The 23,959-nt window shown below is 51.0% G+C and carries 27 protein-coding genes; all 27 read left to right on the top strand.

The annotated features are described in order from the left end of the window. Positions 1 to 347 precede the first annotated feature (347 nt). The gene (locus ACMWKA_RS05430; protein WP_032676551.1) at positions 348 to 839 is read left to right on the top strand and encodes an STY4534 family ICE replication protein; all 492 of its coding nucleotides are present in this window, start codon (positions 348 to 350) and stop codon (positions 837 to 839) included. Between the two features lie 72 nt (positions 840 to 911). Then, the gene (locus ACMWKA_RS05425; RefSeq protein WP_032676552.1) at positions 912 to 1,115 is read left to right on the top strand and encodes a hypothetical protein; all 204 of its coding nucleotides are present in this window, start codon (positions 912 to 914) and stop codon (positions 1,113 to 1,115) included. Between the two features lie 17 nt (positions 1,116 to 1,132). Beyond that, positions 1,133 to 1,684: a single-stranded DNA-binding protein gene (locus ACMWKA_RS05420; RefSeq protein ID WP_000168256.1), complete on the top strand. Its 552-nt coding sequence runs from the start codon at positions 1,133 to 1,135 to the stop codon at positions 1,682 to 1,684. A 78-nt stretch (positions 1,685 to 1,762) separates the two neighbouring features. Continuing rightward, positions 1,763 to 2,005 (top strand): DUF4160 domain-containing protein, encoded by a 243-nt coding sequence (locus ACMWKA_RS05415; protein WP_001144085.1) that lies wholly within the window; start codon positions 1,763 to 1,765, stop codon positions 2,003 to 2,005. Beyond that, positions 1,989 to 2,237: a DUF2442 domain-containing protein gene (locus tag ACMWKA_RS05410; RefSeq protein ID WP_000155614.1), complete on the top strand. Its 249-nt coding sequence runs from the start codon at positions 1,989 to 1,991 to the stop codon at positions 2,235 to 2,237. Before ACMWKA_RS05415 ends, ACMWKA_RS05410 begins: the two co-directional genes overlap by 17 nt. Positions 2,238 to 2,503: 266 nt before the next feature. After that, entirely contained in the window at positions 2,504 to 3,853 is a 1,350-nt protein-coding gene (locus ACMWKA_RS05405) for a TcpQ domain-containing protein (protein ID WP_152043809.1), read from the top strand. A gap of 1 nt (position 3,854) precedes the next feature. Further along, the gene (pilM, locus tag ACMWKA_RS05400; RefSeq protein ID WP_152043808.1) at positions 3,855 to 4,298 is read left to right on the top strand and encodes a type IV pilus biogenesis protein PilM; all 444 of its coding nucleotides are present in this window, start codon (positions 3,855 to 3,857) and stop codon (positions 4,296 to 4,298) included. A 19-nt stretch (positions 4,299 to 4,317) separates the two neighbouring features. Continuing rightward, entirely contained in the window at positions 4,318 to 5,991 is a 1,674-nt protein-coding gene (locus ACMWKA_RS05395; protein ID WP_152043807.1) for a PilN family type IVB pilus formation outer membrane protein, read from the top strand. 3 nt (positions 5,992 to 5,994) lie between these two features. Then, a complete protein-coding gene (pilO2, locus tag ACMWKA_RS05390; protein WP_193227153.1) occupies positions 5,995 to 7,275 on the top strand; it encodes a type 4b pilus protein PilO2 in 1,281 nt (426 codons plus the stop codon). Continuing rightward, positions 7,262 to 7,759 (top strand): type IV pilus biogenesis protein PilP, encoded by a 498-nt coding sequence (gene pilP / locus ACMWKA_RS05385; protein WP_152043806.1) that lies wholly within the window; start codon positions 7,262 to 7,264, stop codon positions 7,757 to 7,759. Before pilO2 ends, pilP begins: the two co-directional genes overlap by 14 nt. A 7-nt stretch (positions 7,760 to 7,766) precedes the next feature. Then, positions 7,767 to 9,341 (top strand): GspE/PulE family protein, encoded by a 1,575-nt coding sequence (locus tag ACMWKA_RS05380; RefSeq protein WP_152043819.1) that lies wholly within the window; start codon positions 7,767 to 7,769, stop codon positions 9,339 to 9,341. After that, on the top strand, positions 9,331 to 10,446 hold the full coding sequence (locus ACMWKA_RS05375) for a type II secretion system F family protein (protein WP_152043818.1): 1,116 nt from the start codon (positions 9,331 to 9,333) through the stop codon (positions 10,444 to 10,446). Before ACMWKA_RS05380 ends, ACMWKA_RS05375 begins: the two co-directional genes overlap by 11 nt. Before the next feature lie 9 nt (positions 10,447 to 10,455). After that, positions 10,456 to 11,052 carry a type 4 pilus major pilin gene (locus ACMWKA_RS05370; RefSeq protein WP_152043805.1) on the top strand — a complete coding sequence of 199 codons (597 nt, stop codon included), beginning with the start codon at positions 10,456 to 10,458 and terminating at the stop codon, positions 11,050 to 11,052. Between the two features lie 4 nt (positions 11,053 to 11,056). Beyond that, positions 11,057 to 11,536: a lytic transglycosylase domain-containing protein gene (locus tag ACMWKA_RS05365; RefSeq protein ID WP_076734831.1), complete on the top strand. Its 480-nt coding sequence runs from the start codon at positions 11,057 to 11,059 to the stop codon at positions 11,534 to 11,536. Then, positions 11,533 to 12,201, top strand: a complete 669-nt coding sequence (locus ACMWKA_RS05360) for an A24 family peptidase (RefSeq protein WP_152043804.1) — start codon at positions 11,533 to 11,535, stop codon at positions 12,199 to 12,201. The genes ACMWKA_RS05365 and ACMWKA_RS05360 overlap by 4 nt, the downstream gene beginning before the upstream one ends. Next, positions 12,201 to 13,589, top strand: coding sequence for a shufflon system plasmid conjugative transfer pilus tip adhesin PilV (gene pilV / locus ACMWKA_RS05355; RefSeq protein WP_284948570.1), 1,389 nt, complete (start codon positions 12,201 to 12,203; stop codon positions 13,587 to 13,589). Before ACMWKA_RS05360 ends, pilV begins: the two co-directional genes overlap by 1 nt. A 1,543-nt stretch (positions 13,590 to 15,132) precedes the next feature. After that, the gene (locus ACMWKA_RS05350) at positions 15,133 to 16,254 is read left to right on the top strand and encodes a site-specific integrase (protein WP_152043850.1); all 1,122 of its coding nucleotides are present in this window, start codon (positions 15,133 to 15,135) and stop codon (positions 16,252 to 16,254) included. A 206-nt stretch (positions 16,255 to 16,460) separates the two neighbouring features. Next, the gene (locus tag ACMWKA_RS05345) at positions 16,461 to 17,327 is read left to right on the top strand and encodes a plasmid transfer protein (protein WP_152043851.1); all 867 of its coding nucleotides are present in this window, start codon (positions 16,461 to 16,463) and stop codon (positions 17,325 to 17,327) included. Between the two features lie 24 nt (positions 17,328 to 17,351). Next, positions 17,352 to 18,065 (top strand): TIGR03759 family integrating conjugative element protein, encoded by a 714-nt coding sequence (locus tag ACMWKA_RS05340; RefSeq protein ID WP_152043880.1) that lies wholly within the window; start codon positions 17,352 to 17,354, stop codon positions 18,063 to 18,065. Next, the gene (locus tag ACMWKA_RS05335) at positions 18,044 to 18,667 is read left to right on the top strand and encodes a transglycosylase SLT domain-containing protein (protein WP_152043852.1); all 624 of its coding nucleotides are present in this window, start codon (positions 18,044 to 18,046) and stop codon (positions 18,665 to 18,667) included. Before ACMWKA_RS05340 ends, ACMWKA_RS05335 begins: the two co-directional genes overlap by 22 nt. Beyond that, positions 18,664 to 19,194: an integrating conjugative element protein gene (locus tag ACMWKA_RS05330; RefSeq protein WP_152043853.1), complete on the top strand. Its 531-nt coding sequence runs from the start codon at positions 18,664 to 18,666 to the stop codon at positions 19,192 to 19,194. The genes ACMWKA_RS05335 and ACMWKA_RS05330 overlap by 4 nt, the downstream gene beginning before the upstream one ends. Beyond that, complete coding sequence (locus ACMWKA_RS05325; protein WP_152043854.1) at positions 19,191 to 19,748, top strand: restriction endonuclease; 558 nt, start codon at positions 19,191 to 19,193, stop codon at positions 19,746 to 19,748. Before ACMWKA_RS05330 ends, ACMWKA_RS05325 begins: the two co-directional genes overlap by 4 nt. 220 nt (positions 19,749 to 19,968) lie before the next feature. Further along, complete coding sequence (traD, locus tag ACMWKA_RS05320) at positions 19,969 to 22,080, top strand: type IV conjugative transfer system coupling protein TraD (protein WP_414760040.1); 2,112 nt, start codon at positions 19,969 to 19,971, stop codon at positions 22,078 to 22,080. Next, entirely contained in the window at positions 22,067 to 22,828 is a 762-nt protein-coding gene (locus tag ACMWKA_RS05315) for a TIGR03747 family integrating conjugative element membrane protein (protein WP_152043856.1), read from the top strand. Before traD ends, ACMWKA_RS05315 begins: the two co-directional genes overlap by 14 nt. A gap of 191 nt (positions 22,829 to 23,019) precedes the next feature. Next, complete coding sequence (locus ACMWKA_RS05310; protein ID WP_001216596.1) at positions 23,020 to 23,337, top strand: RAQPRD family integrative conjugative element protein; 318 nt, start codon at positions 23,020 to 23,022, stop codon at positions 23,335 to 23,337. Further along, positions 23,328 to 23,573 (top strand): TIGR03758 family integrating conjugative element protein, encoded by a 246-nt coding sequence (locus ACMWKA_RS05305; RefSeq protein WP_001251235.1) that lies wholly within the window; start codon positions 23,328 to 23,330, stop codon positions 23,571 to 23,573. The genes ACMWKA_RS05310 and ACMWKA_RS05305 overlap by 10 nt, the downstream gene beginning before the upstream one ends. Before the next feature lie 12 nt (positions 23,574 to 23,585). Continuing rightward, positions 23,586 to 23,951: a TIGR03745 family integrating conjugative element membrane protein gene (locus ACMWKA_RS05300; protein ID WP_152043857.1), complete on the top strand. Its 366-nt coding sequence runs from the start codon at positions 23,586 to 23,588 to the stop codon at positions 23,949 to 23,951. The last annotated feature ends 8 nt before the right edge of the window (positions 23,952 to 23,959 follow it).

Genomic DNA, 23,959 nt, shown 5'->3' with positions numbered 1-23,959 from the left:
TTTTTTGGCATTGATGATTTTTTACGCACACCGGCGTTGACATCTGCTGCGTCTGAATAAATGATAAAGAGGCTAATCGTTGTCATCGACAACTGCCAATGCCCTGGTGATTTGAGAAGGGCGCCTTCGGGTAATCACATGCCAATGCCACATAAAACCTGAGAGTGGCGCCTTCGGGTGGTAAACCTGTTTAACCTCTGAGAACAGGTACTCCTGGCGAGTTGAGGTCCATTTCACAAATACAGCCAGTCGGCAAAAATTTGCTGACTTCCCTGCGGGAAACGTTATCCCGCAAGGGATAGATGTTTCTCCGCTACCAGTTTAGTTTTCACTCCGGAGATAACATCATGACTGCTACTACAACTGCATCTTCTTCCACCACCTCTTCCTCTGCCAGCCAGAAAAAAGAGTATTTCAATCTTAACGTAAGCGGTATCGGCTACCTGAGCTCGATTCGTCGTGTACAGGGCCAAAACGGTGAATTTACCTGCGCTGTCATTAATGCCCTGACTGGTCCTACCGACAACGCGTCATACACTCGCTTCGATGTCACTGTTGCGGGCCCAGAAGCTACAAAACTCATCAACCGCTGCCAGAAGGCCGTGGATGAAGAGGAAAAAGTATTGCTGGGGTTTGTGCTGAGCGGCCTGAAAGCTGACGTGTTTACCCTTCAGTCGGGCGAACATTCCGGTGAATCCAGACCTTCTCTGAAGGCTCGCCTGATTAAGGTTGAGTTCATTAAGAAAGGCCAGGAAGTCGTTTACACAGCGCCAAATGCATCTCAAACCCCGGAACAAGGTTCTGCGGCTCCTAAAGACTACGATCCGAACTCGTTTTAATTCTTTTTTCTTACATCCGGTAAATCTCTTTCGGGAGATTTACCTCTCTCGATAACGTAACGGAGCTCTCGCATGGGAAATCCATTCGGTTTACTGGCTTCAGAAGCTGGGTATCAATTACAAATTCAGGTTCTGTCCAGTCAGCGCGGTTTTTATATCGGAACCGCGAACGAAATGGGACCCGTGTCCCGTGAGTCAGTCGAATACTACAAAACCAGTCTGCAGGCCGATATTGCTCTTGAAAAAGGGGAATGGACGCAGCGTGAATATGATTAGGTACAGGAGATTACATCATGGCAAGTCGCGGAATTAACAAAGTTATTCTCGTTGGCCATCTCGGTCAGGACCCCGAAGTGCGTTATATCCCCAATAGCAGCACAGCTGTTACAGGGTTCAGTATTGCAACATCGGAGTCATGGCGTGATAAACAAAGCGGTGATATGAAGGAAAAGACTGAGTGGCACCGCGTTGTGTTGTTTGGCAAACTCGCCGAAATAGCCGGTGAATATCTGAAAAAAGGATCACAGGTATACATTGAAGGCCAATTGCGGACCCGCAAATGGACCGATGATGGCGGTGTTGAACGCTGGACAACTGAAGTTGTGGTTGGTGTGAATGGTACGATGCAGATGCTGGGTAGTCGTAATGCCCCTGCTGGTACCGGTAATGCTCAGCAGCCCGGGCAAGCTCAAGGTGGTTGGGGTCAGCCTCAGCAGCCTCAGCCTCAGCAGTCAGCTGCGCCACACATTCCTGCTAATGAACCTCCAATGGATTTTGATGATGACATACCGTTTCTGGGGCATGGTTATGGGATCTGCCGAAAAGCGATCTACGCCATTTCCTGATACGATTTTACAGAGGCGCCAGTTTGACTGGCGCTTTTTTATTCAAGATAATCTTGGCAGGAGCGGGGTACTTTTTTAATGCCAGTTATACTGAGAATTAACGGATTCAAATTTTTCTTTTACTCGAACGAGGGAAATCCTCTAGAACCCGCTCATATTCATGTCCGTAACGCTGATGGTGAAGCGAAATTCTGGCTTGAAGATGAAGTTAAACTGAGCAGGAACGATGGCTTCGATGCCCGGACTCTTAAAGAGTTGACTAAGATGGTTCAACATAACCAGACGATGTTTGTGGAGGCCTGGAATGACTATTTCAGCTAAAAATGTACGATTTGATGAGACCACTATGTGGGTCGAATTAAACGATGGCAGGGTGATGGGCGTACCAATCGCCTGGTTTCCACGTCTGCTGAATGCCACAGACAAAGAACGTAATGACTATGAACTGAGTAAACGTGGTATTCACTGGGATAATCTCGATGAGGATATCTCAGTCGATGGCTTGCTCGCTGGCCGTGGTGACGTGACCCATGTTCCACATCGCGTAGCCTGATAATCATAAAGTAGCAGACTAAGGCGCCGGATTTTCCGGCGCTTTTCTTTTGAAGGTATTGCCAACTGGCTGGATAAATCGGTCTCGTGTAGCTCCTTCCCCTGCTCCCGAAAACGGTGATAACCCTTGAAACTGGATATCCTGGTCTTTCGCGGTTGCCCCACCGAGGAAATTTTCTTCAGTTTGCAGTAATAGTTTTACATTGTCCGAAAAGGCATCCCCGCCAGAATATCCGACTTGTTTCGGACAACTCCTGGGGATTCCTGATGGTAAAAATAAACCTGCAGACACGTTATCGGCTTGGGGCCATCACGCTATGTCTGCTTGCCGCTGGCTGCACAGACTTTAGTTCTCGCTCTGAACCCATGAGCAGGCTTCAGGGCTCTCCCCGTGTTCAGGATCTTTATCAAAACCGTTCCCCTGAAGTTGTTCGATACGATCGTTACACACTTGCGAGTACGCGACCTGTAGATGCTCAGCGTGACCCGCTGAATCAGATTATCGATATCAGGATGCCTTTGCAGATGGTGAATACCATTGGGGAAGGTATGCGATACGTGATGCTTGAATCAGGTTATTCACTGTGTTCAGGCGAACCGGGTGTATTCTCTGAATTGTTCGTTAAACCATTACCGGCTGTGCAGCGTTCAATAGGACCTGTGAAGCTTGGAGATGCTTTACAAATCCTGGCCGGGCCAGCCTGGCGTATGCGCGTAGATGACCTGAATCGAGAAATTTGTTTCGTTCTGCGTGATGAATATCGACATCTTGCCCTCTCAACAACAGGTCCCTTGCAGGCGAGTGTAGCCAGTCAGGGAACAGGGAAATCTGCTTCTACAGGTACACTACTTAACAGTTCTAAGGGACTTTCTGGTACTGGAAATAACAGCTATCCGTTGCCTCCGGCTCGGCCGGAAAGTTCCATTTTGTCACCAGGGACATCAAAAGTTACCCCTCAAGCTGTTTCCTCTTTATCTGCTGCAACGACAGCAAAAACACCCCGAAACCCGTTCTCTGCCAGCGAGCCATGGGAAAAATCTACGGTTCCGGTGCAGAAAACACAGGCAGGTTCCGCAGCTAACTTAACATCTGGCAAGGTAAAACCATCGACAGAGTTGGCACCTGCGCCTGCGCCGTCAGCATTGTCAGTTGCGTCAGCACCTCTGAATAAAGCTGCTCTTGGTGTGCCTTTAACTTCATCTGGTGCAGTGAAACCAGGTGGAACGGTTCAGAACAGTAATCCCCCTTCCACTATTGTCTCTCCTGCTGCTCCGGTCAGCGGAAAAACTGTTTTCACTCCGGGAGCATTGCTTTCCTCGTTACCAGACGGACAGGCCTGGACCTCGCAGGCAGGCACTACGTTAAAAGAGACTCTGATCCAATGGGCTACATCGGTTCGCTGTGAGAGTGGCAGCAGTCCTACCTGGGTAGTTATCTGGCCAACGCCTGTGAACTACCGCATCGATGTACCATTTACGCTGCGTGGTAATTTCGAGTCGATTATCGTGCAGCTGTTTAATTTATATCGCGCTGCAGAAAAACCCCTCTATGCAGCTCCAAATCGTCTCCAGTGCCTGATATTCGTGGACGATAAGCCGATTCAGGACGGGAAATGATATGGGATATGCGCTGCCAGTTTTCGCGCTTTGTCTTGTCATCGTCTTGATAGCCGGTGATGCACAGCAACATTCATCCGAGCATGTACGGCTTGCGCTGCAGCAGACTCAGCCTGATCAGCTTGCAGCAGACATGCTGCGGACTGCTGATGTCGTAAATAACTGGCGTCACGGGCGGACAATAACAGATGGCCCCGTATCAACCGCACTGACTGGAATGGTGCCGTTACCAGACAGTCGCATCAAAAGCATTATTCAAAACGGTCGCCTGTGGATCTGGGTACCTGAAACAGACGGTGTTTATGCCGCGTTGCGCGCCCGCTCAGTGACATCTGCGCTTGCCCTGACCGTCAGCGGCGGTCGTCTGCGGATGGCGGATGGCACTGATATGAACCTGTCTCTGCCGTCCGGTGTGACGGAAGGCAGCATTGTTTATCTCAACTAACAGAATCAGGGAGCTGCGGATGCCGCGTATACCTTTCTGCCTGACAGTACTTGCTGCTGCGTTTGTGCTGTCATCATGTTCGCTGAGTGAAATCAGCAAAATAGACAAGGAAGCCGTTGGGCAGGCCGATACGGCTCAGCGAGTGTTGCAGAGTCGTCAGTCCATATCACAACCAACTGTTGTCTGGATGGATAAGCCCTGGGTAAACCTGCAGCCAGTTACGCCGGTAGTCTCCACGCCGGACGAAAAGAATCTGCCTCCCTGTCAGATAACGATTAATCGTCCTGATGGTATTTCACTGCCTGAGCTGGGACAGCGCATCACTGCGCTATGTGGTATACGAGTCTCCATCACACCAGATGCATTTGCTGCGCTGAGCAACGTGAGTACCGGCAGCGTGGTAACTTCTCAGATGAGTGGTCAACTGCCGGCGCCGGATGACAATGGTCGGGTTCCCCTGGCACAGATGGGGGCTACGTCAGCTCAGCCCGTCTCCGTTCAGCCATCACCGGCGCTCATGCGTGGCCTTAAATTCCAGGGAGATGTTCGTGATCTGCTCGATGTCGAAGCCAGCGGGTACGGGCTGTCATGGCGCAGTGACGGAAACGGAGTTTATTTTTATCGACAGGATACCCGCACTTTTCAGCTCGTTATCCTGAATACGAAAGTAAACAGTAGCGCATCAATTAACTCCGGCTCTGGCAATCAGCTGGGCAGCGGTGGCGGCACATCGGGGGGGACGAGCGGAGACATTAGCTCTAATCAGAAGACCGATTATGGCATGAACAGCGACCTGTACGACGACATTCGTAAAACCATCGAGCAGATGCTGACGCCAAAATCAGGTCGTTTCTGGCTTTCAGCAGCTACTGGCACGTTGAGTGTTACTGACACACCGGACGTTCTGGAGCGTATTGGTCGTTACATTGAGTATCAGAATAAGGTTCTAAGCAGGCAAGTCCAGCTCAACATACAGATTGTCAGCGTCAACCAGACGCGTAATGAGCAACTGGGTCTTGACTGGGGGCTCGTATACAAATCCCTGCACAATTTTGGCGCCACTCTGACCGGTTCAATGGCCAATGCTTCGACTTCAGCAGGCAGTGCCGGCATTTCGATTCTCGACACGGCAACAGGCAATGCCGCCAAATTTTCCGGCTCCAGCCTGCTGATTAAAGCGCTTTCCGAGCAGGGCAACGTCAGCATGGCGCTGAACCAGACCGACCCAACGGCAAATCTGACGCCAGTAGCTTATCAGCTCTCAAACCAACAGGGCGTTCTGACAAGTTCCAGTTCAACTGCAACAGCTAACGTCGGGGTTACTTCTTCCCAGACCGTGACCACAATCACCACCGGTTTGTTCATGACCATGTTGCCGTTCATCCAGGAAAACGGCGACGTGCAACTGCAGTTCGCTTTTAGCTATACCAGTCCACCGCAGATAGAGAAATTTATCAGTAGGGACGGGAATACCCGTAACGATATACCGAATACCTCGACACAGGGGCTGGCTCGTAAAGTAAACCTGCGCTCAGGACAGACACTGGTATTAACCGGATCTGAGCAACAGAACCTTTCTGCAAACAAGCAGGGAACATTCACACCCAACAACTTTATCCTGGGCGGCGGCCAGAACGGTACGCGCGGTCGTACCACGCTCGTGATCATGATCACTCCTGTTCTGCTGAGGTAATCCATGTCATTAAAGAAAAAATCTTCACTCCGTAGCGGCATTCGCATCACTCACCACCGTCGCGACTGGATAGCCGGTCTTCATTGGGAACAGCAGCGGAGCGCACTGTTAACGCGGTTCCGGGGAAAAGCATCACCTGACACGCATGTCGTAGTTGCTGGCAGGCGTAACGCATCAATGATGGGGGTCGTTTCACCCGGGCGTGTGAGACGGAGCCCTTACTCTCTTGCAGTAGCATTTTTGCTGTCTGAAGGGGGAAATACATGGGGGATATACCGCCTCAGCCGTAGCGAAGACCTCTGGGTTTTCTTTGCAGCCAGTGGTGGGCAGCTTTCTGTCATGGGTGACGTGACTGGTTCACGGGTGAAGATAGAATCAGCAGCTGAAAACTTCCTGCGTTTTAACGATGCTGATGCACCGGGTCTGCGCTGTGCCGCAACCGCAGATGATAATTGTGATGCAACCGCGCTCACAGACAGGCTAAACCGTTCGCAACTGAAGCGCTGCCGCCTGGGTAAGCGCCTGACGACGATGTCGCTCATTATGCCTGCTGCGCTTATTACCCTCGTGGCAGCAGCAGGAATTTACTGGTACGACGACGTTCAGCAAAAAGCGGAACAGGCTGCTGCAATGGCCGAGTTTCGCGCCCGAATGGCGATGTCTGCTGATAAGCCAGCTGCGCCAGCCCGAGCGCCGCATCCGTGGGCCTCTCAGCCACCGGTTTCGCTTTTACTTGGTAATTGCTGGCTGACACGCGCACCACTTTTCGCCTCGGTGGCCGGCTGGCGCTTTACGAACGGCGAATGTGTCCCTGAGGGCCTTCGTTTGCGTTTCTTCGCCACACCTGGTGCGACGGTGGAGGATTTCTCCCACCGCGCAAGGATACTTTTTGGGCATTCTGCCGTTTTCAACCTGCAGGAGGGAGGCAAAAACGGCGACGTCTTCATTCCTTTCCGGAAATACAGCATGAGTGAGTATACCGACGAGGCCTTGCCTGGAGCGGATGCCCAACTGATGCGTTTTATTTCGCACCTGCAGCGTCGCAATCTGGAAGTGAAGTTCAGTGAAGTGAAACCGCCTGCGGTCGCGCCAGGACAGGAGAAAACCATGCCCGTACAGGACTGGCGCGAATTCACGTTCACTGTCAGCTCTCGTTTGCTGGCTGAGCGTCTGCTGCAGGATTTTGATGCGACCGGGCTCCGCCTGAATAGCGTGTCAATCACCATGAGCCCGCAGGGGCAGTTCGACTACACCATGAAGGGGAGCATTTATGCGCAGAATTAAACCCGTGGGAACGGGCCTGCTGCTGTCCGCTCTGTTCTGCGGGCAGGCAGTAGCAACCGTAACCAGTGACGCGCTTTCGCCGAACGTTACGATTGGCGAACTTGAAGCAGCTCAGGCGCGCAATCTCATTCTGGAGCAGAAAGTGCAGACGGCGCGTCTGGAGCAGCAGCTGCGCGAAAGCCAGGCCGGGCAGAGTACTGACAGGAATTATCTGTCTACTGCCACCCAGCCTGCCATGCCGCTTATGGCGCAGCCATCTCCTTCACAACAGACTACCAGTGCAGCCAGTGAAAAGCGGACCGGTGGTGTGCGCCTTCAGGAAATTTACGGTCGCGGCTCGCAGTTGCGTGCACGCATTGTTCTGCCGGATGGCGGAGTCACAGAAGTAGCAAAAGGCGATCAGCTTCCCGGAACCTCAAAGCGGGTCACGGAGGTTACGTCCACGATCGTACGCCTCAGCGACAATTCTGAACTTTCATTCTGAGGTGATGATGTCTCCTGATAAAGAAATCATGGATTTTGTCTTTGCCGAGCAGCATCCATCTGGTGGGGTTACGCTACTCATCGACGGCAACCGGCGAAAAGACCCTGGCATACAACGCTGGGTTATGGATGTCACCCGTACATGGTCTGACGCAAAAACTGAGTTTGTTACTCTCAGCGAACTGAACCGGCGGCGTGAAGTGGCAGAACGTCAGGGCCGCGGGCTTAACCAGGGGGTGAGCGAGGCGGATCTAAGTAACCGTGACGTCAGTGTTTCGCAGGATAAGGTCATCAGCTATATGAGGCTGGGTAACGACTTTAATGCCTCTGATATTCATATGGAAATAAGCGGTGATCGCAAGATTTGCATCGTTCAGTTGCGTATTCACGGCGAGCTGGAGGTGGTGGATGAAGTGAAAGACGTGGAGGGTATGACGCTGGCCTCCACGGCTTATCTTTCCATGTGCGACGTGCGCGAGCAGTCATTCTTTGCCGGTCGTGAGCAGTCAGGGCGCATCGATGCAAAGTTCGCCCGCCGCGCCGGCCTCTATGGCGCCCGCTACGAACACCGTCCTACTCCGGATGGGCTGATAGTGGTCATGCGTCTGATCCCGGATGACGGGGACAATATACCGACGCTGCCGCAACTGGGTTTTTTGCCTGAGCAGATTAAGCTTATCATGCAGATCCTGCGTATGCCGGAAGGCATGACGCTGCTGACCGGGCCTACTGGTTCAGGGAAGAGCGCCACGCTGCGCGTTTTCAGTGATATCTGGCTGAAACTGACCGGCGGTAAAAAGCGCCTGCTCACGCTGGAAAACCCGCCCGAGGGGCGTATTCCGGGTGGTATTCAGACCCCCGTTATGCCGGAAGACAATTCACCGGAGGCCATCAGCCGCGCCTGGAGTAACGGAAACGCCTCTGCACTTCGTCTCGATCCGGATGCCATCCTGAACGGTGAGATCCGTGACCTGTATTCCCTGCTCGCCGCCATTTTCGCCAGTGAAACCGGCCACCTGGTGCTGTCGACCCTGCACACCCAGAGCCCTATCGGCTCCCTGCGTCGTATGGAGCATTTCGGTATTGATCGCCACCTTCTGGCGGATGCTGCACTCATCACCGGCCTGATTGGCCAGCGTCTGGTGCCGCTGTTGTGTGAACACTGCCGGGTACCGTGGGAAGTCAAAGTCCCTGAGCTTGATGAAGAAACCCGCGCGCGTCTCGAAAAATATTGTTCTGTCGCGGGCTTGTGCGAACCGAAAAATCTCTTCTTCCGCAACTATGAGGGATGTGAAAACTGCCGGAAAACGGTACCACTGACCGGACGCATTATCAGTCGTGGCGTTACAGGGCGAACAGCTATTGCCGAAGTTGTCCGGACAGATGCTCGCCTGATGCAACTTTGGCTTTCACATGGGCCTTCAGTTGCCAGAAAGTACTGGGTAAACCAGGGGGGGATTACTCGCCGCATGCATCTGTTGCGTTATCTGGCAGAGGGTCTTGTTGATCCGCTGGAAGGCGATCTCATCTGTCCGCTGGATGAGGATGACATCATGGATTGTGAGGTGCCTGATGGAAAGTGACAGCCATTTTTATCCATCCCGGGAAATGTCGTTCCCTGAAAGGATTCGCTACCGGCTTGTCAGAGCCACTTTTACTGGAAAATACCGCCAGCCATTTTACGAAACGCTGCGCTTTCTTCTTGAAAACCGTAAGGCCCTGAAAGACGCGCTGACCATGATCGGCGATGTACATACTGATTTTGGCAGGCGCTGGCATCCTTATTATGAACTTGTTCAGGACTGCATCGAGGGTGTGAACGACAACCGTCCTGGCCGCGCGCTGCAGGATGTTCTGGCTGCCTGGGCACCTTACGAAGAGGCCGCGCTTATCAGCGCCGGGATGGAAACCGGTAATATTCCTGCCGCGCTGATGCAGGCTGATAAGTTGATTGTTGCCCGTAGGCGAATTCTTGGACAGGTAATTTTTGCCTCCGTATTTCCTGCCGCGCTTGCCATCCTGAGTACGGGGCTACTACTGGCCAACAATCTCGCACTTGTTCCCACCATGAGCAAAATGTCCGATCCAGCTCGCTGGACCGGTGCACTCGGGTTTATGAATGGAGTAGCGAAGTGGAGTTCCGAGTGGGGTGTTGCTTCTGCCGCTACAGCCGCAGGGCTTGTGCTGCTGTCTTTCTGGTCGCTGCCCCGCTGGCGCGGCCGTCTCAGGCGCTGTGCTGACTGGTTACTACCATGGTCTGTTTATAACGACCTGCAGGGAGCTGTATTCCTTATGAATATTGGCGCGCTTCTTGGTTCGGGTGTCCAGGAACTCAAAGCTTTGCAGATCCTTAACGGTTTTGCACCGCCCTGGCTGCAGGAACGCATCGAGGCCGCGATGGAGTGCATGAGTGAAGGCGATTCACTTGGCAGAGCTCTGCGTAACAGCGGATATGATTTTCCGAGCCGTGAGGCTGTGAACTATCTCTCTCTTCTGGATAAGGGGGATGGTGCTGCTTCGCTCATCACCAATTATGCGGACCGCTGGCTGGAACAGGCGCTCGCGCGCGTCGCGCGTCGGGCGAATGCCACCAAACTCTTTTCTCTCGTTCTGATTATGAGTTTCTTCTTACTCATCCTGATGATGGTGATGCAGATTCAGGACATGAACACTTTCAACTTACATTAAGGAACCGCCATGTCAGCTCAGACATTACCACATCGCCAACATCATCCTGACCGGGGCTGGGGCATTCTTGAACACGGTACCATTGCGATCGGGACGATTATCGTACTGGCTCTGGTTGGTGCTCTGGTCTGGAGTCTTTGGGGGAAAAAGTCCGTTGCCGTTGAGGTTTCAAATCTCCAGACCGTCGTGACAAACGCGCAGCAGCTTAAGCAGGCGCAGGGGGGATATAACTTTACGAGCAGTACAACTATGACGGGAACGCTTATCCAGCAGGGGGGCGCACCAAAGGCTGGCTGGACTATCCAGGGAACAGCCAGTTCCGGTACCGCTACGATGTGGAACGGTTATGGTGGTCAGGTCGTTCTGGCACCTGTGGCATCGAATGGATTTAACAATGGATTTTCAGTTACAACGCAGAAAGTTCCGCAGGCAGACTGCATCTCTATCACTACTCAACTCGGTTCCGGTGGGGCATTCAGTGCTATCACCATTAACAGTACCGATTACAGCGACGGTCTGGTCAGTGCAGAAGAGGCAGGCAAATCCTGCTCATCAGACAGCGGAATGACAGGTAACAATACACTGGTCTTCACCCATAACGGCTGATGACATGCTGCGCCTGTCCGCCTTTCTACTGCTGATTTTGGTTTGCCCACGGGTGGATGCATTCTGCTTTGAATCGGCGGGCGCTAAATACCACATTGACCCGCTACTGGTTAAGGCAATAGCCATAGGTGAAAGCAGCCTGCGACCGGGTGTCACAAATATTAATCGTGACAAAAAGACCGGGCAGGCACTCAGTACCGATTATGGACTGATGCAGGTCAATTCATCGCATATCCCTTCGCTGATAGCGCAGGGTTACATTCGCAGCTCACAGGACCTCCTGAACCGTCCGTGTCTAAACGTTCAGATAGGCACCTGGATACTGGCGAAACATTTTCAGGTATGCGGCATAAGCTGGAACTGTCTTGGCTCTTATAACGCAGGTTTTCGTAAGGACCGGCATGAAACTCGCGAGTCCTACGCCAACCGGATTTATGCCATTTATCGTCGGCTTTTACTTAATGAACGGGGAATAAAACTGTGACACTGCTGACGCTGAGTATGCCCTGGCCAACTGTCATTATCATTTTTCCTCTATGCCTCAGCTTATTCAGTTTTATGAGGAGCCTGGTTCGTCTCAGCCTGATGATATTGGATGATGATCAGGAATGGTCCGCTGCTTTTTTGGCACCTGCATCCACCGGCTTCATCTGGCTTTATGCAATAGCGGCAACAGGCATGATGCTGTCCCCTGTGCCGCTACTGGAGCGACTGATGTCTCTGTTGTTCTGCCTGTTTCTTTTCAGGATGACGCTTACAGATGCGCTCACAGGATTTCTGCCCCGGGAATTGACAATAAGATGCCTTATTGCCGGTCTTTTTTCCGCTCTTATCGCTCCCGGCTTTACAGGGCACCTCCTGACAGCTACCACTGCGCTGGTGATTTTTGGTGTCTGGCGTTACGTCACCTTTAGGATTCATGCCCGTGAGTGTCTGGGGCTGGGCGATGTCTGGTTGGCCGGCGCTATTGCGGCCTGGTTGGGAGGGCGAGAGGGGCTTTATGCTCTGCTGATCGGCGTGGTGCTCTTTGTGCTCTGGCAGATATCTGTTCGTCGCATAACTGAAGGAGGGCCGATGGGACCCTGGCTGTGCGCCGGCGCGATTTCTGTGACCCTGTTTAAATTGTATCAACCGCTTATTACATGGTGATGCCTGTGTTCACATATAAAACGACTGACCGGGGCTGGGCTATCCTCAGCACTGGTGCTTCATTGATTATTCTCCTTGTTGTCAGCGTCTGGGGCTTTACGCTTATCAGTGACTGGATGCAAAAGCGGACCTGGCTGAATACTGCGTCACAGGTTTCTCGCTTTACACAGGCTGTGAAGAGCTACACGGGCCGTTATTACGATACTTTGCTTTCAACTGCCACCACCACGACCCCGGTTACGGTTACTCCCACTATGCTGAAAAACACCGGATTTCTGGAGCAGGGGTTCAGCGAGACGACCGTAGACGGACAGGCTTACCTGGCTGCAGTTGTTCGTAATGCCACCAATACAGATCAACTGCAGGCGCTGGTTTACACACAAAACGGTGCGGCACTGCCTTTTCTCGCACTGCGCCAGATATCAATGGATATCACCTCGGGTATGGGCGGCTATATCTGGACGTCGGGAACTGCTACCGGCGCCATGGGCAGCTGGACTCTACCTCTTTCTCAGTTTGGGATAAGCACAACTCAGGGGCATATTGCGGCTTTACTGACCACAGATGAACTGGGCGCTGCTCGCGGTGAAAATGATCGTCTTTATCGTTTTTCGGTAACCGGCAAGCCAGACCTCAACACGATGCATACCAGCATTGATATGGGAGGTAACAATCTTAATAACACAGGCACGATTAATGCCGTAACGGGTAATTTTAGTGGCGATGTGGCGGCCACTGGAAATATAACTGCGAATGGAACTGTTACAGGACAGAATGTTACTGCCGGTTCAAACGTCACCGCAGGAAATACAATAACGGCTAACAACGACATACGTTCAAATAATGGCTGGTTCATAACTCGAGGGAGTAAGGGATGGCTAAATGAAACGTATGGCGGCGGTTTTTATATGTCAGATAATGACTGGGTTAGAGTCATAAATAATAAGAATATTTATACAAGCGGTCAGGTTCGTGGTGGAAGTGTGCGGGCTGATGGAAGACTTTCTACAGGAGAAGTTTTGCAGCTCGACGGAGTCAATACTGCTGGCGCAGTTTGTTCACCAAACGGCCTTGTAAGCCGCGACGCCACTGGAGCCATACTTTCCTGTCAATCCGGTGTGTGGGCAGCCGCATCAAAAATCAAAATGCAAACCGTTTTTGGCGAAACCACCTGTGCCAATAAAGCGGTTGCGTCTGCTTATTGTCCGTCCGGTACAGTGGCTATAGGTGGTTCTTACACTTTAAAAAGTTGGTCTGATGGTTCCAATCATAACTCACCCGATTCCATGGCTCTTGATCCTGTAAATGACCGGTTCTACATCGTCTTACCGAACAATTCAAAAGGTGCAGCGTGCTTCCAGGCTATAGCAAACTGCGCCACTAATTAGACGCCAAATCCTGTGTGTAGTGAACTCAAGGGCTTTGATGTGCCTGACTACACGCCGGATGGAATATCAGTCTACTGCGCATTTCTTCAGTACGATTCTGACGGTATAGCTCCCATAGATTATGAGTATATAGCAAGGCTAAAACTCCCTGGAGAGCATCCATAAGAGGGTAACGGGCTAGACATAACAGTGAAGGAAGAGCCTGCCGGTACGATAAAATTAATCGTACCTGACTTACTCCAGCTTGAATTAGCTGTACCTGCGGCGGTGATAACGCGCCCATCAACACTACCTGACAAAGCCCATGTGTTTCTGCAATTGTCACCATCCTCGACGTGCCGGTTCACTGTGGATACTCCCCCAGATGCATATACTGTCATGGGCTTACCGGTGGTATTGATAGCTGTGTAAGCTGACACAAATGAGCCAAGTGAAGAATAATTCCCGCTGTAGTTTCCACCAGATACCCACACACCGGATTGACAGGTTTATTTAATTGCTAATGCACGCCACGCAATGTTGTTGCTGCGGCTTGAATCTTTGTTTTTTACGCAAACGCGAAATTGGCTTCCATTTATGACTGTAAAGTAAGCAGAGGTTACTCCAGCATTAGCCAGAGAACTAAGATCAGATACACTTCCTGTAAGCGATAGAACCTGGCTTACCAGTACCGGAAATCCGCTGTTGACACAGCTATCGTCGCCAATACCGTATATGGTTCCGAACATTTCTACATGTGATCCATAGTCAATATATCCTGGGTAAACAGTAGAAATTTCATTTCCTTGCCACACACCGGATTGACAGGTTAATTACTGGCACATATAGCGTACACAGTTAGGTTCTCTCCTGGACATGCTGCGCTCCAAGAATTTCCATTCGGATTTGACCATTTAAGTCGCTCCTTACTATTCGGGTTACATTGAGCTCCTCCTCCGGTCAGTTTCTCGTTACTGGCACAGCTAACTGATATCACGTCATACCCAGTATTAATCCTTGTGGTAGCCTTGAAATTGCTTCCTGCCCACACACCGGATTGACAGTCAGTAGTCGAGTATGATTTTCATACAACTGCAATATCCGTTTGGTGTTTGACCTGGATTAATAACAGGGCAATTGTCATCGGTGCGAGGGGTATAACCTACGTAATCATCTGAACGTCCTTTATCGAAGGAAGTCCTTCTACAGTAATATCCTGAACGTCCTTTTCCTGGGCTAATCCACACACCGGATTGACAGTCAAATTCCGGCACCAGGTAGATTTAAGCAAGTGACAGTGATTGTCCCTCCTGATTCATAATCACCCCATCGCGTATTGGTAACAAACCAGCGATTTGAACTATCTGCATATACCTTCTGAAATCCACCAAAAGGTGAACCATTTAAGTTCGTCCATGAGCAATAAGCATGGATTCCAATATCACTGTTAGTGACATTTTTCCCCACATCGAAAGCCTGTATCGAGAACTTGTTTTGGAATGATTTCCACACACCGGATTGACAGTGGTATGTGATATATTTCTAATCTTTTTAGGAATATGCGATGCAACTCAGACAGCGAATTAAGAAAATGGAGCTGGGTGTAGCTCTTGATAAATATTACGGTTGTGCATCTGCGCAAAAGCGGGGCCATCTACAGGAGTTTTATCGGATAAATGTTATAAAGCGTTCAGCTCTTGCCAGGCGATACATGCATGAGATTACTTCGGTTGATATTGCAGAATACCGTGATCAGCGACTCTCTGAAGTAAGTAGTAAAACGGGGCGAACTAATAGTCCTGCAAGTGTCCGACTTGAACTTGCGTTGCTATCTGCCCTTTATAACCTTGCTCGAATTGAATGGGGAACATGTACTCATAACCCTGTTGAGCATGTACGAAAACCACCGGCCTCTAAAGGGCGAACCCGAAGATTGACATCTCAGGAGGAGCGAAAGATTAGCAGGGCGCTGGCAAAACGAAATATCGAGTTGGCAGCCATTTTTCATTTGGCCCTTGAAACGGCTATGCGTCAGGGGGAGATCCTCTCACTTCGCTGGGAGAATATCGACCTGCACATTGGCATCGCTCATTTGCCTCTCACTAAAAATGGGAGCGTACGGGATGTTCCGTTGTCGTTTAAAGCAAGAAAGGTATTAAGAGAGTATTCCGGCCCTCTATCCGGACCTGTTTTCAGTTATACATCCAATGGGTTTAAAAGCGCCTGGCGAGAAGTTATACAGGCTTTAGGCATTGTCGATTTGCATTTTCATGATCTACGACACGAAGCTATAAGCCGTCTCTTTGAGCTCGGAACACTGAATGTTATGGAAATTGCAGCGATATCAGGACATAAGAGCCTGACGATGCTAAAACGCTATACCCACCTTCGTGCGACGCAGCTGGTTAGTAAACTTGATATACGTAAACGACAGGCGCAGAAACTGGCGGCGATCTTTGTTCCGTATCCTGCTGAACTTGAGAGCAGCAATAACGGTATTGTTTTACGCTTCCCTGATCTTGAACATCCTTCACTTGAAGCGCAAACAAAGGAAGACGTTATCCAGAAAGCCTCTTTTGAGCTTCTCAGAATTCAGGCTCTTGCTGCTCGTTCTGGAGAACGACTCCCTCCACCAGGCAATATCAAAGCTAATGACCCAACTCGTGTGCTCATTAATCCGCTCTGAAATTTTGCGAACCCCTGGATTCAAACACATCTAAAACAAGGACGTTTTTGACAGCGCTATTATTATAGTGGCCTTTCCAGATGATCCCCTCCGACCTGGTTTCCCTGCCGAAAAAAACTTCAGAAATGGCAGATGAGTTAATCATCGCCATAGAATGACGTTTTTTGCACCTTATGGCTGTTCTGCGCAGCTATAAGGATTTTGAAATGTCAGTCAGTCAAGTCATCAAAGAAGAAGTTATAGCGGAAAATCCGGAGGTTACTTCTTCGCAAGTTGAACCTGCTGAGCCAGAAGCTCGCCGGTTGGTTCCCATTAATCTGAAAAAAATAGTCCGTATTGGAGGTCTGGGATTCCTCATTGTTTCTCTTGTTGGTTCTGTGGCCACGATTGTGATCATGGCACAGCAAATCTCTGACCTGAGTATTCGGGTGAACTCCCTGGATGCCGCTTTTCGCAGCGGTCAGATGAGCCAGTTGTCTGGTTCGGTTACTTCGCTCGAAGCGCAAAGCCGGAAACACGAGAAGCAGCTCGAGTCTGTCTCATCAGGGCTTGAATCAGTAAAAAACCAGTTAGCTGATTTCCAGGGGGAACATTCAAAATTAACAGGAAGCATTAGCAAACTTTCCTCAGAAGCTCAGGTGCGGCGTACCGCGATAGACGAACACTCTGAACGTATTGATGACATTAACTCACGGTTGTCACAGGTTGAATCGCGAGTTGCCGGGCTGAGCAAAGCTGAAAGCAACTCTTCTCAGAAAGAATCGAAGCAGAACCAGCAACCAGTCACTAAGAGCAAAACAACTTCAAAATCCGGGACAGGCCAGATCGTAAAAAAGCCTGAGCGGTCAGTCAGGCGCGCAGCTGTTGAAGCACCGTTTGTACTGACCGGCATTGAGCGGCGCGGCGGGCAGATGTTCGCAGTCGTCATCCCCCGTGGAAATTCCCAAATATCAGATATGCGGTTGCTTTCACCGGGAGACGGGATGCTGGGGTGGACGCTTCGTTCTATTCAGGACAGTGGTACCGCTGTTTTCAGCGTGAACGGTGCCCAACAGAGTTTACAGGTTCAATAAGAGACCAGACATATGAAGCATCAGATGAGAAGAATTTTGATGGCAGGTGTACTTTCCTTGCCGTTGTGTGTAGCGGCATCAACAGTTACCACCCCATCGAATCGGAGTCAGCAGACATCCCTGCAGGCATCATCAACAAACCAGGTTCAGACGCAGCAACAGGGTCAACAATGGGGGCTTTCAGATGAGGACTGGAGTCGCTATCAGTCGTTGATGAAAGGAGCCAGAGGCATTATGTCCCCTGGTCTTGATCCTCTCACTGCCCTGGGCGTCGAGACAGACAATTCATCTGAGCGCCGTCGGCTGGCTGAATTGTGGGTAAAACACGAATACGCCCGTACCGAGAAAGAACTCGCATTTCAACGAGAAATAAACACTGCCTGGCTTCGTCTTTATCCTGAAACATTGGCCGTGAATATGGGGAATGCCGCGGGTATCGCTCATGACACACAAGGAAGACTGGCGTTATTTGTCAAAGAGTCATGTTCACGCTGTGATGCCCGGCTTGCTGCTGTTATCGCCGACAACAGACCGGTAGATATTTACCTTGTCGGAAATGACGTGAGCGACGAAAAAATCAGATCATGGGCAATAAGCCATGGCATACCAGTCGAAAAAGTGCGTAATCGGCAAATTACCCTAAATCATGATCGCGGTTTGTGGCAGCGCTATGGGCAAGGTCAGATGCCAGTTATTTTGCAGCAGGGAGAAGAGGGATGGCAAATTGCCGCATTCTGAAACTGGCTTGCTGTTTATGGTTTGTCAGCACTGGTTGCCTGGCGGTCGTGAATGTAAATAGCAGTGTTCAGGTAGTTCCGCAGGCTTATCGGGTCATTGCTGCTGCCGAGCGTGTTCCGGCAGAATCGCTTTACTCGCTGGCGATGGCCGAAAGCACCCGTAAAACCGCATGGGGGTCTAAACCATGGCCCTGGACTATTAATGTAGCAGGGAAAGGATACCACTTTGAAACCCGCGAGGAGGCCTTTGCGGCACTTCTTGGATTTATGCAGCGCTACCCTCTCAAGCGTATCGATGTCGGTGTAGCTCAGGTCAATCTTGGGTGGAACGGGCATCTTTTCCCATCCTTTCGTGATGCTTTTGATCCCTACACAAATCTTCGTGCAGCGGCCCGAATTCTCCGTGCCTGCTATGACGCTCAGCCTGGAAGCTGGATTAAAGCTGCTGGCTGTTATCACCACCCGGCCGGTGGTAAGCCGGCAGCAAAATATATGGCTATCGTACGCCGCAAGCTAAGTCAGATCGCACCTGATATTAAGGTCCCTGAAGGGGAGCCGGTTGCTCTGGCCAGTCACTCATTAACCTGGGTTGAACCTCAATGAAAAAAAATATCGATAAATATTTCAATGGCATCTTTTGTGTATCACTGCTTACAGCAGCGTTTAGTTGTTTTGCTTCGCTGACAGTGGTCGGGGATCTGGGCGGGGAGTCAACCAGACCATTATTCGAGGCGATTAATTCAGGTGAAGAGTCGCATTTATCCGATGTTTCCTCCTTGCCTGGACCTCCGTCATCGCTGTCTATTTCCGATATGTTGCCCGTTAATACACCTGAAATGACACCCGGAAAGGTGACGTCACGCCCACTGCAGTTACTCGGTTTGCCTCCTGTTTTTGTGATTGGCGATGATGATATTTCCCGAGCCTGGTTGCGGCAGCGTGGTGCTGAACTGAAAGGGATGGGTGCCACAGGAATGGTAGTGAATGTTACGACTGAAAGTGCGCTCAACACGCTTAGAGGACTCTTGCCAGGTACTGAGATGGTCCCTGTTCGCGGCGGTGATTTGGCACAGCGATTGAAACTGACGCATTACCCTGTCCTGATTACCGCTGATGGATTAGCGCAATGACCACCGTGGTTTTCATATTATTGGCTTTCATTTCACTCACGGCTTTTTGGCTGCGGTGTAATACAAGAAGTGCCCGTGTCCGCAGACATCAGCGCAATCGACAGACGGCTAACAGGGTGTTGCTAAAACTGCCTGAGCTGAAAGCGGGGCAGCAGGTTTTATATTTACGGAAGATTAATCCCTATGTTTTCGAGGAGATGGTTCTGACCGCCATAGAGCGGCGAGGAATACCGGTCAGGCGTAATCCGAGTTACAGCGGTGATGGTGGTATTGATGGTCAGTTCTGGATTGGTCAGGAAAGGTGGCTTGTCCAGGCTAAACGATTTGCCAGTGCTGTTCGTCCTGAACATGTCCGTCAGTTTGGTGAGCTAGTCCGACAAGAAAAATGCAGAGGTCTGTTCGTACACACAGGACGAACAGGTTTTATCAGTTTTAAGTATTTCAGTGATTACCCGGAAATTTTGCTCATAAGCGGGTCTTCCCTTTTGCTACTGCTGTCTGGTGAATCCGTTGAACATGTTCTCCGGCCATTAAAAAAGAGGCAATACAGATGAAGTTTTCCACATCAAAATTACCGTTCATTGGTTCGGTGTGGCTTTTGGTTTCTTTCCGGATTTTCATATTCCGGTCTGTAATGATTTCTTTGCAGATGTTTGGGTTATTTCTTTTCTTTTATTTATTTCATGCAGTATTCCGCAAGGCCACAGATTCTGTTCGTTTATTCCTCAAACTCAATGGTAAAAGTTTTGCTCCGTTCCAGGGGGGGGCTTTTATATGAGCGACAAGTACGTGATGGAATCCCTCCTTCGCCCGGCGGTTGAACTGTATTCCGCTGCGGCGGCGGGTAGCGCGACCTTTATTTGCCTTACGGCCCCCTGGGCTGTCGCGCTCGCACCATCGGTCAGTTGGGTGACCACCGCGGGGTTTGGTGTACTGGCGCTGAAGCGTACATCTGAGGGGATGAAAATACTCCGTTACCGCCAAAACATTCGCCGTTTGCCCCGATATGTACTGACCAGCGAGCAGATCCCCGTCAGCCAGCGGCACTTGTTCCTTGGCAAGGGCTTCCAGTGGTCTCCCCGCCATACGCAGCGTCTTCTGGAAGCGAGGCGTCCGGAGTGTGAGGTCTACGTACAACCTTCTGTTATTTATCGCCTGGCACGCGATCTGGAAAAAAAGATGGAGTACAGCTTGCCGTGGTTGTGCAGGCTGACACGAACTGATTCGGCGCTCAACCCGTTTCGCCCGTTGCCCCCTGTAGGAGGAAGCCCCATTTACCATGGTGTGGAACTGGATGAAACTACGGTCACCTATGATCTCGGAGAACGTGTAGGGCATACACTGGTTATCGGCACCACACGAGTCGGTAAAACCCGGCTTGCTGAGTTACTTATCACACAGGATATTCGCCGTAAAAACGCTGCAGGCGAGCATGAAGTTGTCATCGTGTTTGACCCGAAAGGAGATGCCGATCTGTTGAGGCGAATGTATGCCGAGGCACACCGTGCTGGTCGTCAGGATAACTTCTGGGTGTTCCACCTCGGATGGCCAGATATAAGCGCTCGCTACAATGCCGTTGGACGGTTCAGCCGTATCTCGGAAGTAGCATCACGTGTTGCAGGACAGCTCTCCGGAGAGGGCAATTCTGCTGCATTTCGGGAATTTGCCTGGCGATTTGTCAATATTATTACCCGTGCGCTGGTCGCACTTGGCCAGCGTCCTGATTACGGTCTCATACTGCGTTACGTGACAAACATAGGTGAACTGTACGAAACCTATGTTGAGAATATGCTGAGTGAAAAGGCACCACAGTTGCTGAGTACAGTCGAAGCGCTGTTAGGTAGCGGTATAAGCGAGAAGGATCTGCCGCGTCACATGCAGGGCAGGCCTAATGGCATGAATATCTGGGCTATTGAGCAGGTACTGGCCAGCGAAGAAGGAAAAAAACTGTGGGACCCGGTGCTGGATGGGCTACGTAGCGCTGTGCAATATGATCGAACGTATTTCGACAAAATTGTTGCGTCACTGCTGCCGCTGCTTGAAAAGCTTACAACTGGTAAAACGGCCGCATTGCTGGCACCTGACTATACGGACCTGAACGATCCGAGGCCGATCCTGGACTGGCATAACATTATCAAATCGCGCGGCGTGGTTTATATCGGCCTCGATGCACTATCCGACCCTGTTGTCGCAGCAGCAGTCGGCAACAGCATGTTCGCTGATCTCGTTTCCGAAGGTGGACACATCTATAAATTCGGTCTCGGTGATGAGGATGGTAGAAAAAGTTCGAAAGTGGCGATAAATCTTCACTGTGACGAGTTTAACGAGTTAATGGGTGATGAGTTTATTCCTCTCATCAACAAAGGGGGGGGGGCGGGCTTCCAGGTGACAGCATACACGCAGACTCTTTCGGACATCGAGGCCCGTATAGGCAGCAGTGCTAAAGCGAATCAGGTAGTGGGGAACTTCAACTCATTGATTATGCTCCGTGTGCGTGAAAAAAACACTGCCATGCTCCTGACCGACCAATTACCAGAAATTGACGTCTACCAGAAAACCCTTACATCGGGTGTCACTGACGTATCCCGGCCGGGAGAGGGTACTGATTTTAACAGTAACGTTCAGGACCAGGTCAGTCTGGTTAAAGTCCCGATGCTCAACCCTTCAGACGTTATCAACCTGCCGAAAGGGCAGGCATTCGCCCTGCTTGAAGGAGGGCGCCTGTGGAAAATCAGGATGCCGTTGCCGGCTGATAACGACGATCCTTATATGCCCGCGAGCCTGAAGCAGCTGGCTGACAACATGGAGCAGAACTACCGAACTGGAGAATCCTGGTGGACAGGCGGTGATGCGGCATATTCGGGGGGGCAAAATGTCTCAGCATGACAGAGATACTGCCAATCGCAGTTCGCCATCCCGACAGAAACAATCCGGACCATTCGGCATGTTGCTCTGGGATTTTCCTGTCAGTTTAATTGGCATTCTGCTGGGGTCGCTTCTGGTTAGCCTGCTAATCGAATATGCCTGCATTGCCTTACTCTGGCCTGACGAAGGTGCTTCACACAGCTACCGGGTGATGGTTGCAGAAAGCCACTGGTTGTCGGAAGGGTACACGCGGAGTTTACTGATGGCAGCGCCGGTTGAGACGATTTCGCGGTGGGTACATACCGCCTGGAACTGGTTGTTTGTCGATAGCGGATTCAGCCATTGGCTTCAATCATTCAGGGAAACTGGTCAGAAGGGGACTGGACTTATCCCAACGATAAACCGGTTCGGTGACTCACTAATCGGCTGGCTTGGGGAGTACCTGCAAGCTACGCTCTGGGTAACTCTGATTTACTTCATCAGGGTGATGATCCTTTTCCTGAGTCTGCCGCTGTTCGGCCTGGTGATTATCACCGGCATAGTTGAAGGGCTGGTCCGTCGAGATTTGCGTCGTTACGGAGCTGGATATGAATCGAGCTTTGTATACCATCACGCCAAACGTTTTATTAAACCCGCACTTTACGGCCCCTGCATGTTGTATCTGGCCTGGCCGACTGCTGTCTGGCCAAATCTCCTGTTGCTGCCATCAGCATTATTACTTGGCGGTGTTCTGGCCATCGTCACTGCGTCCTTTAAAAAATACCTATAGCCCAGGAAGTAGCTGTTTCGGGAGTTCCCCGGAGCCCGCTCGATGTCGCGGGCTTTTTTTTGAAGGTTCATCTGTATTAACCGGCTCACTTTGTGGCATTTAATTTTCTGACCTTCATAAATATTTTCCTGCTGCCAGCATGTCCTGTTTGCGTCAATCTCCCGACGACAAGTTATTAGGGAGAGTCGCAAATGCGTCACACCACAATCATCCTGGCAATGTTATTGCCCGTTCTGCCGGTGCTGACCTGCCAGGCGTCAGAAAAAGATGAGCTGGCACTCGTGATGCGCCAGCTGGATCAGGTTCAGGCTGGCCTTGATCGCGCCCGCGTCGTAGCCAATCAGAATCAGGACGCTCGCTTTTATTTCGACTATCAGCAGGCAACCCGTGACATCTCAACGATGAGGCAGGGCATATCCACTTATCTCGAGCCGTCGCGCGCGCAGCCAACAGCACCCTCCACTTTAGTCACCGGGCAGTACCGTGCTGAGGAGCCCTCATGGCGATGAATGGCTCTCAGCTAAATGGATGGAGTGCGGGCACCGGAAGCAGCCTCACGCCCGGGCAACTGAACCTCTTGATCCTCGGTACGCTCGCCATCGTCGTTCTCCTTTTCAGCGCATGGGCACTGGTGCAGGCCTACCGTGGCCTGGTCAGTAAATCAGTGACGTTCAGGCAGTTCAATGAGCTGCTAATTCGACTGATTGTGCTTTATCTGCTGACCCTGTTTCTATTTTTCCACTGAAAGGATGACTCAATGAAATTCACTTTCTTCAGGCATTTTCGTTCTGCCTATTCCCGTGCGGGATATTTGTTGCTTACCGGTCTCTTAACTGCAAATCAGGCTATGGCAGACTTGCCAGTTGTTGAACAGCCAACATCTGGAGGCGGTGGCGGAACCTACAACACCGTTATGGGCTACATCAAAATGGGGGCACTTGCGATAGGGCTTCTCGTATGTGTCGGTGCTTTTTTTGCCGTAGCGCATGCCGTGATTACCGCATTTCACGATATCCGTCGTGGTAAGGGGGAATGGACTCAGTTCCTGGTCTATCTGGTTGTCGGCATCATCCTCATCCTTTTGGTTATTTACCTCGCAACTAAAGCTTCAGATATCCTGTAAGGAGCCCA

Source organism: Enterobacter sp. 03-F-07-AD-ECC (assembly GCF_047530935.1).
GTDB classification, from domain to species: domain Bacteria; phylum Pseudomonadota; class Gammaproteobacteria; order Enterobacterales; family Enterobacteriaceae; genus Enterobacter; species Enterobacter cloacae.
The sequence above is the reverse complement of the archived record's forward strand: the minus strand, read 5'-3'. Positions and strand labels throughout refer to the sequence as shown.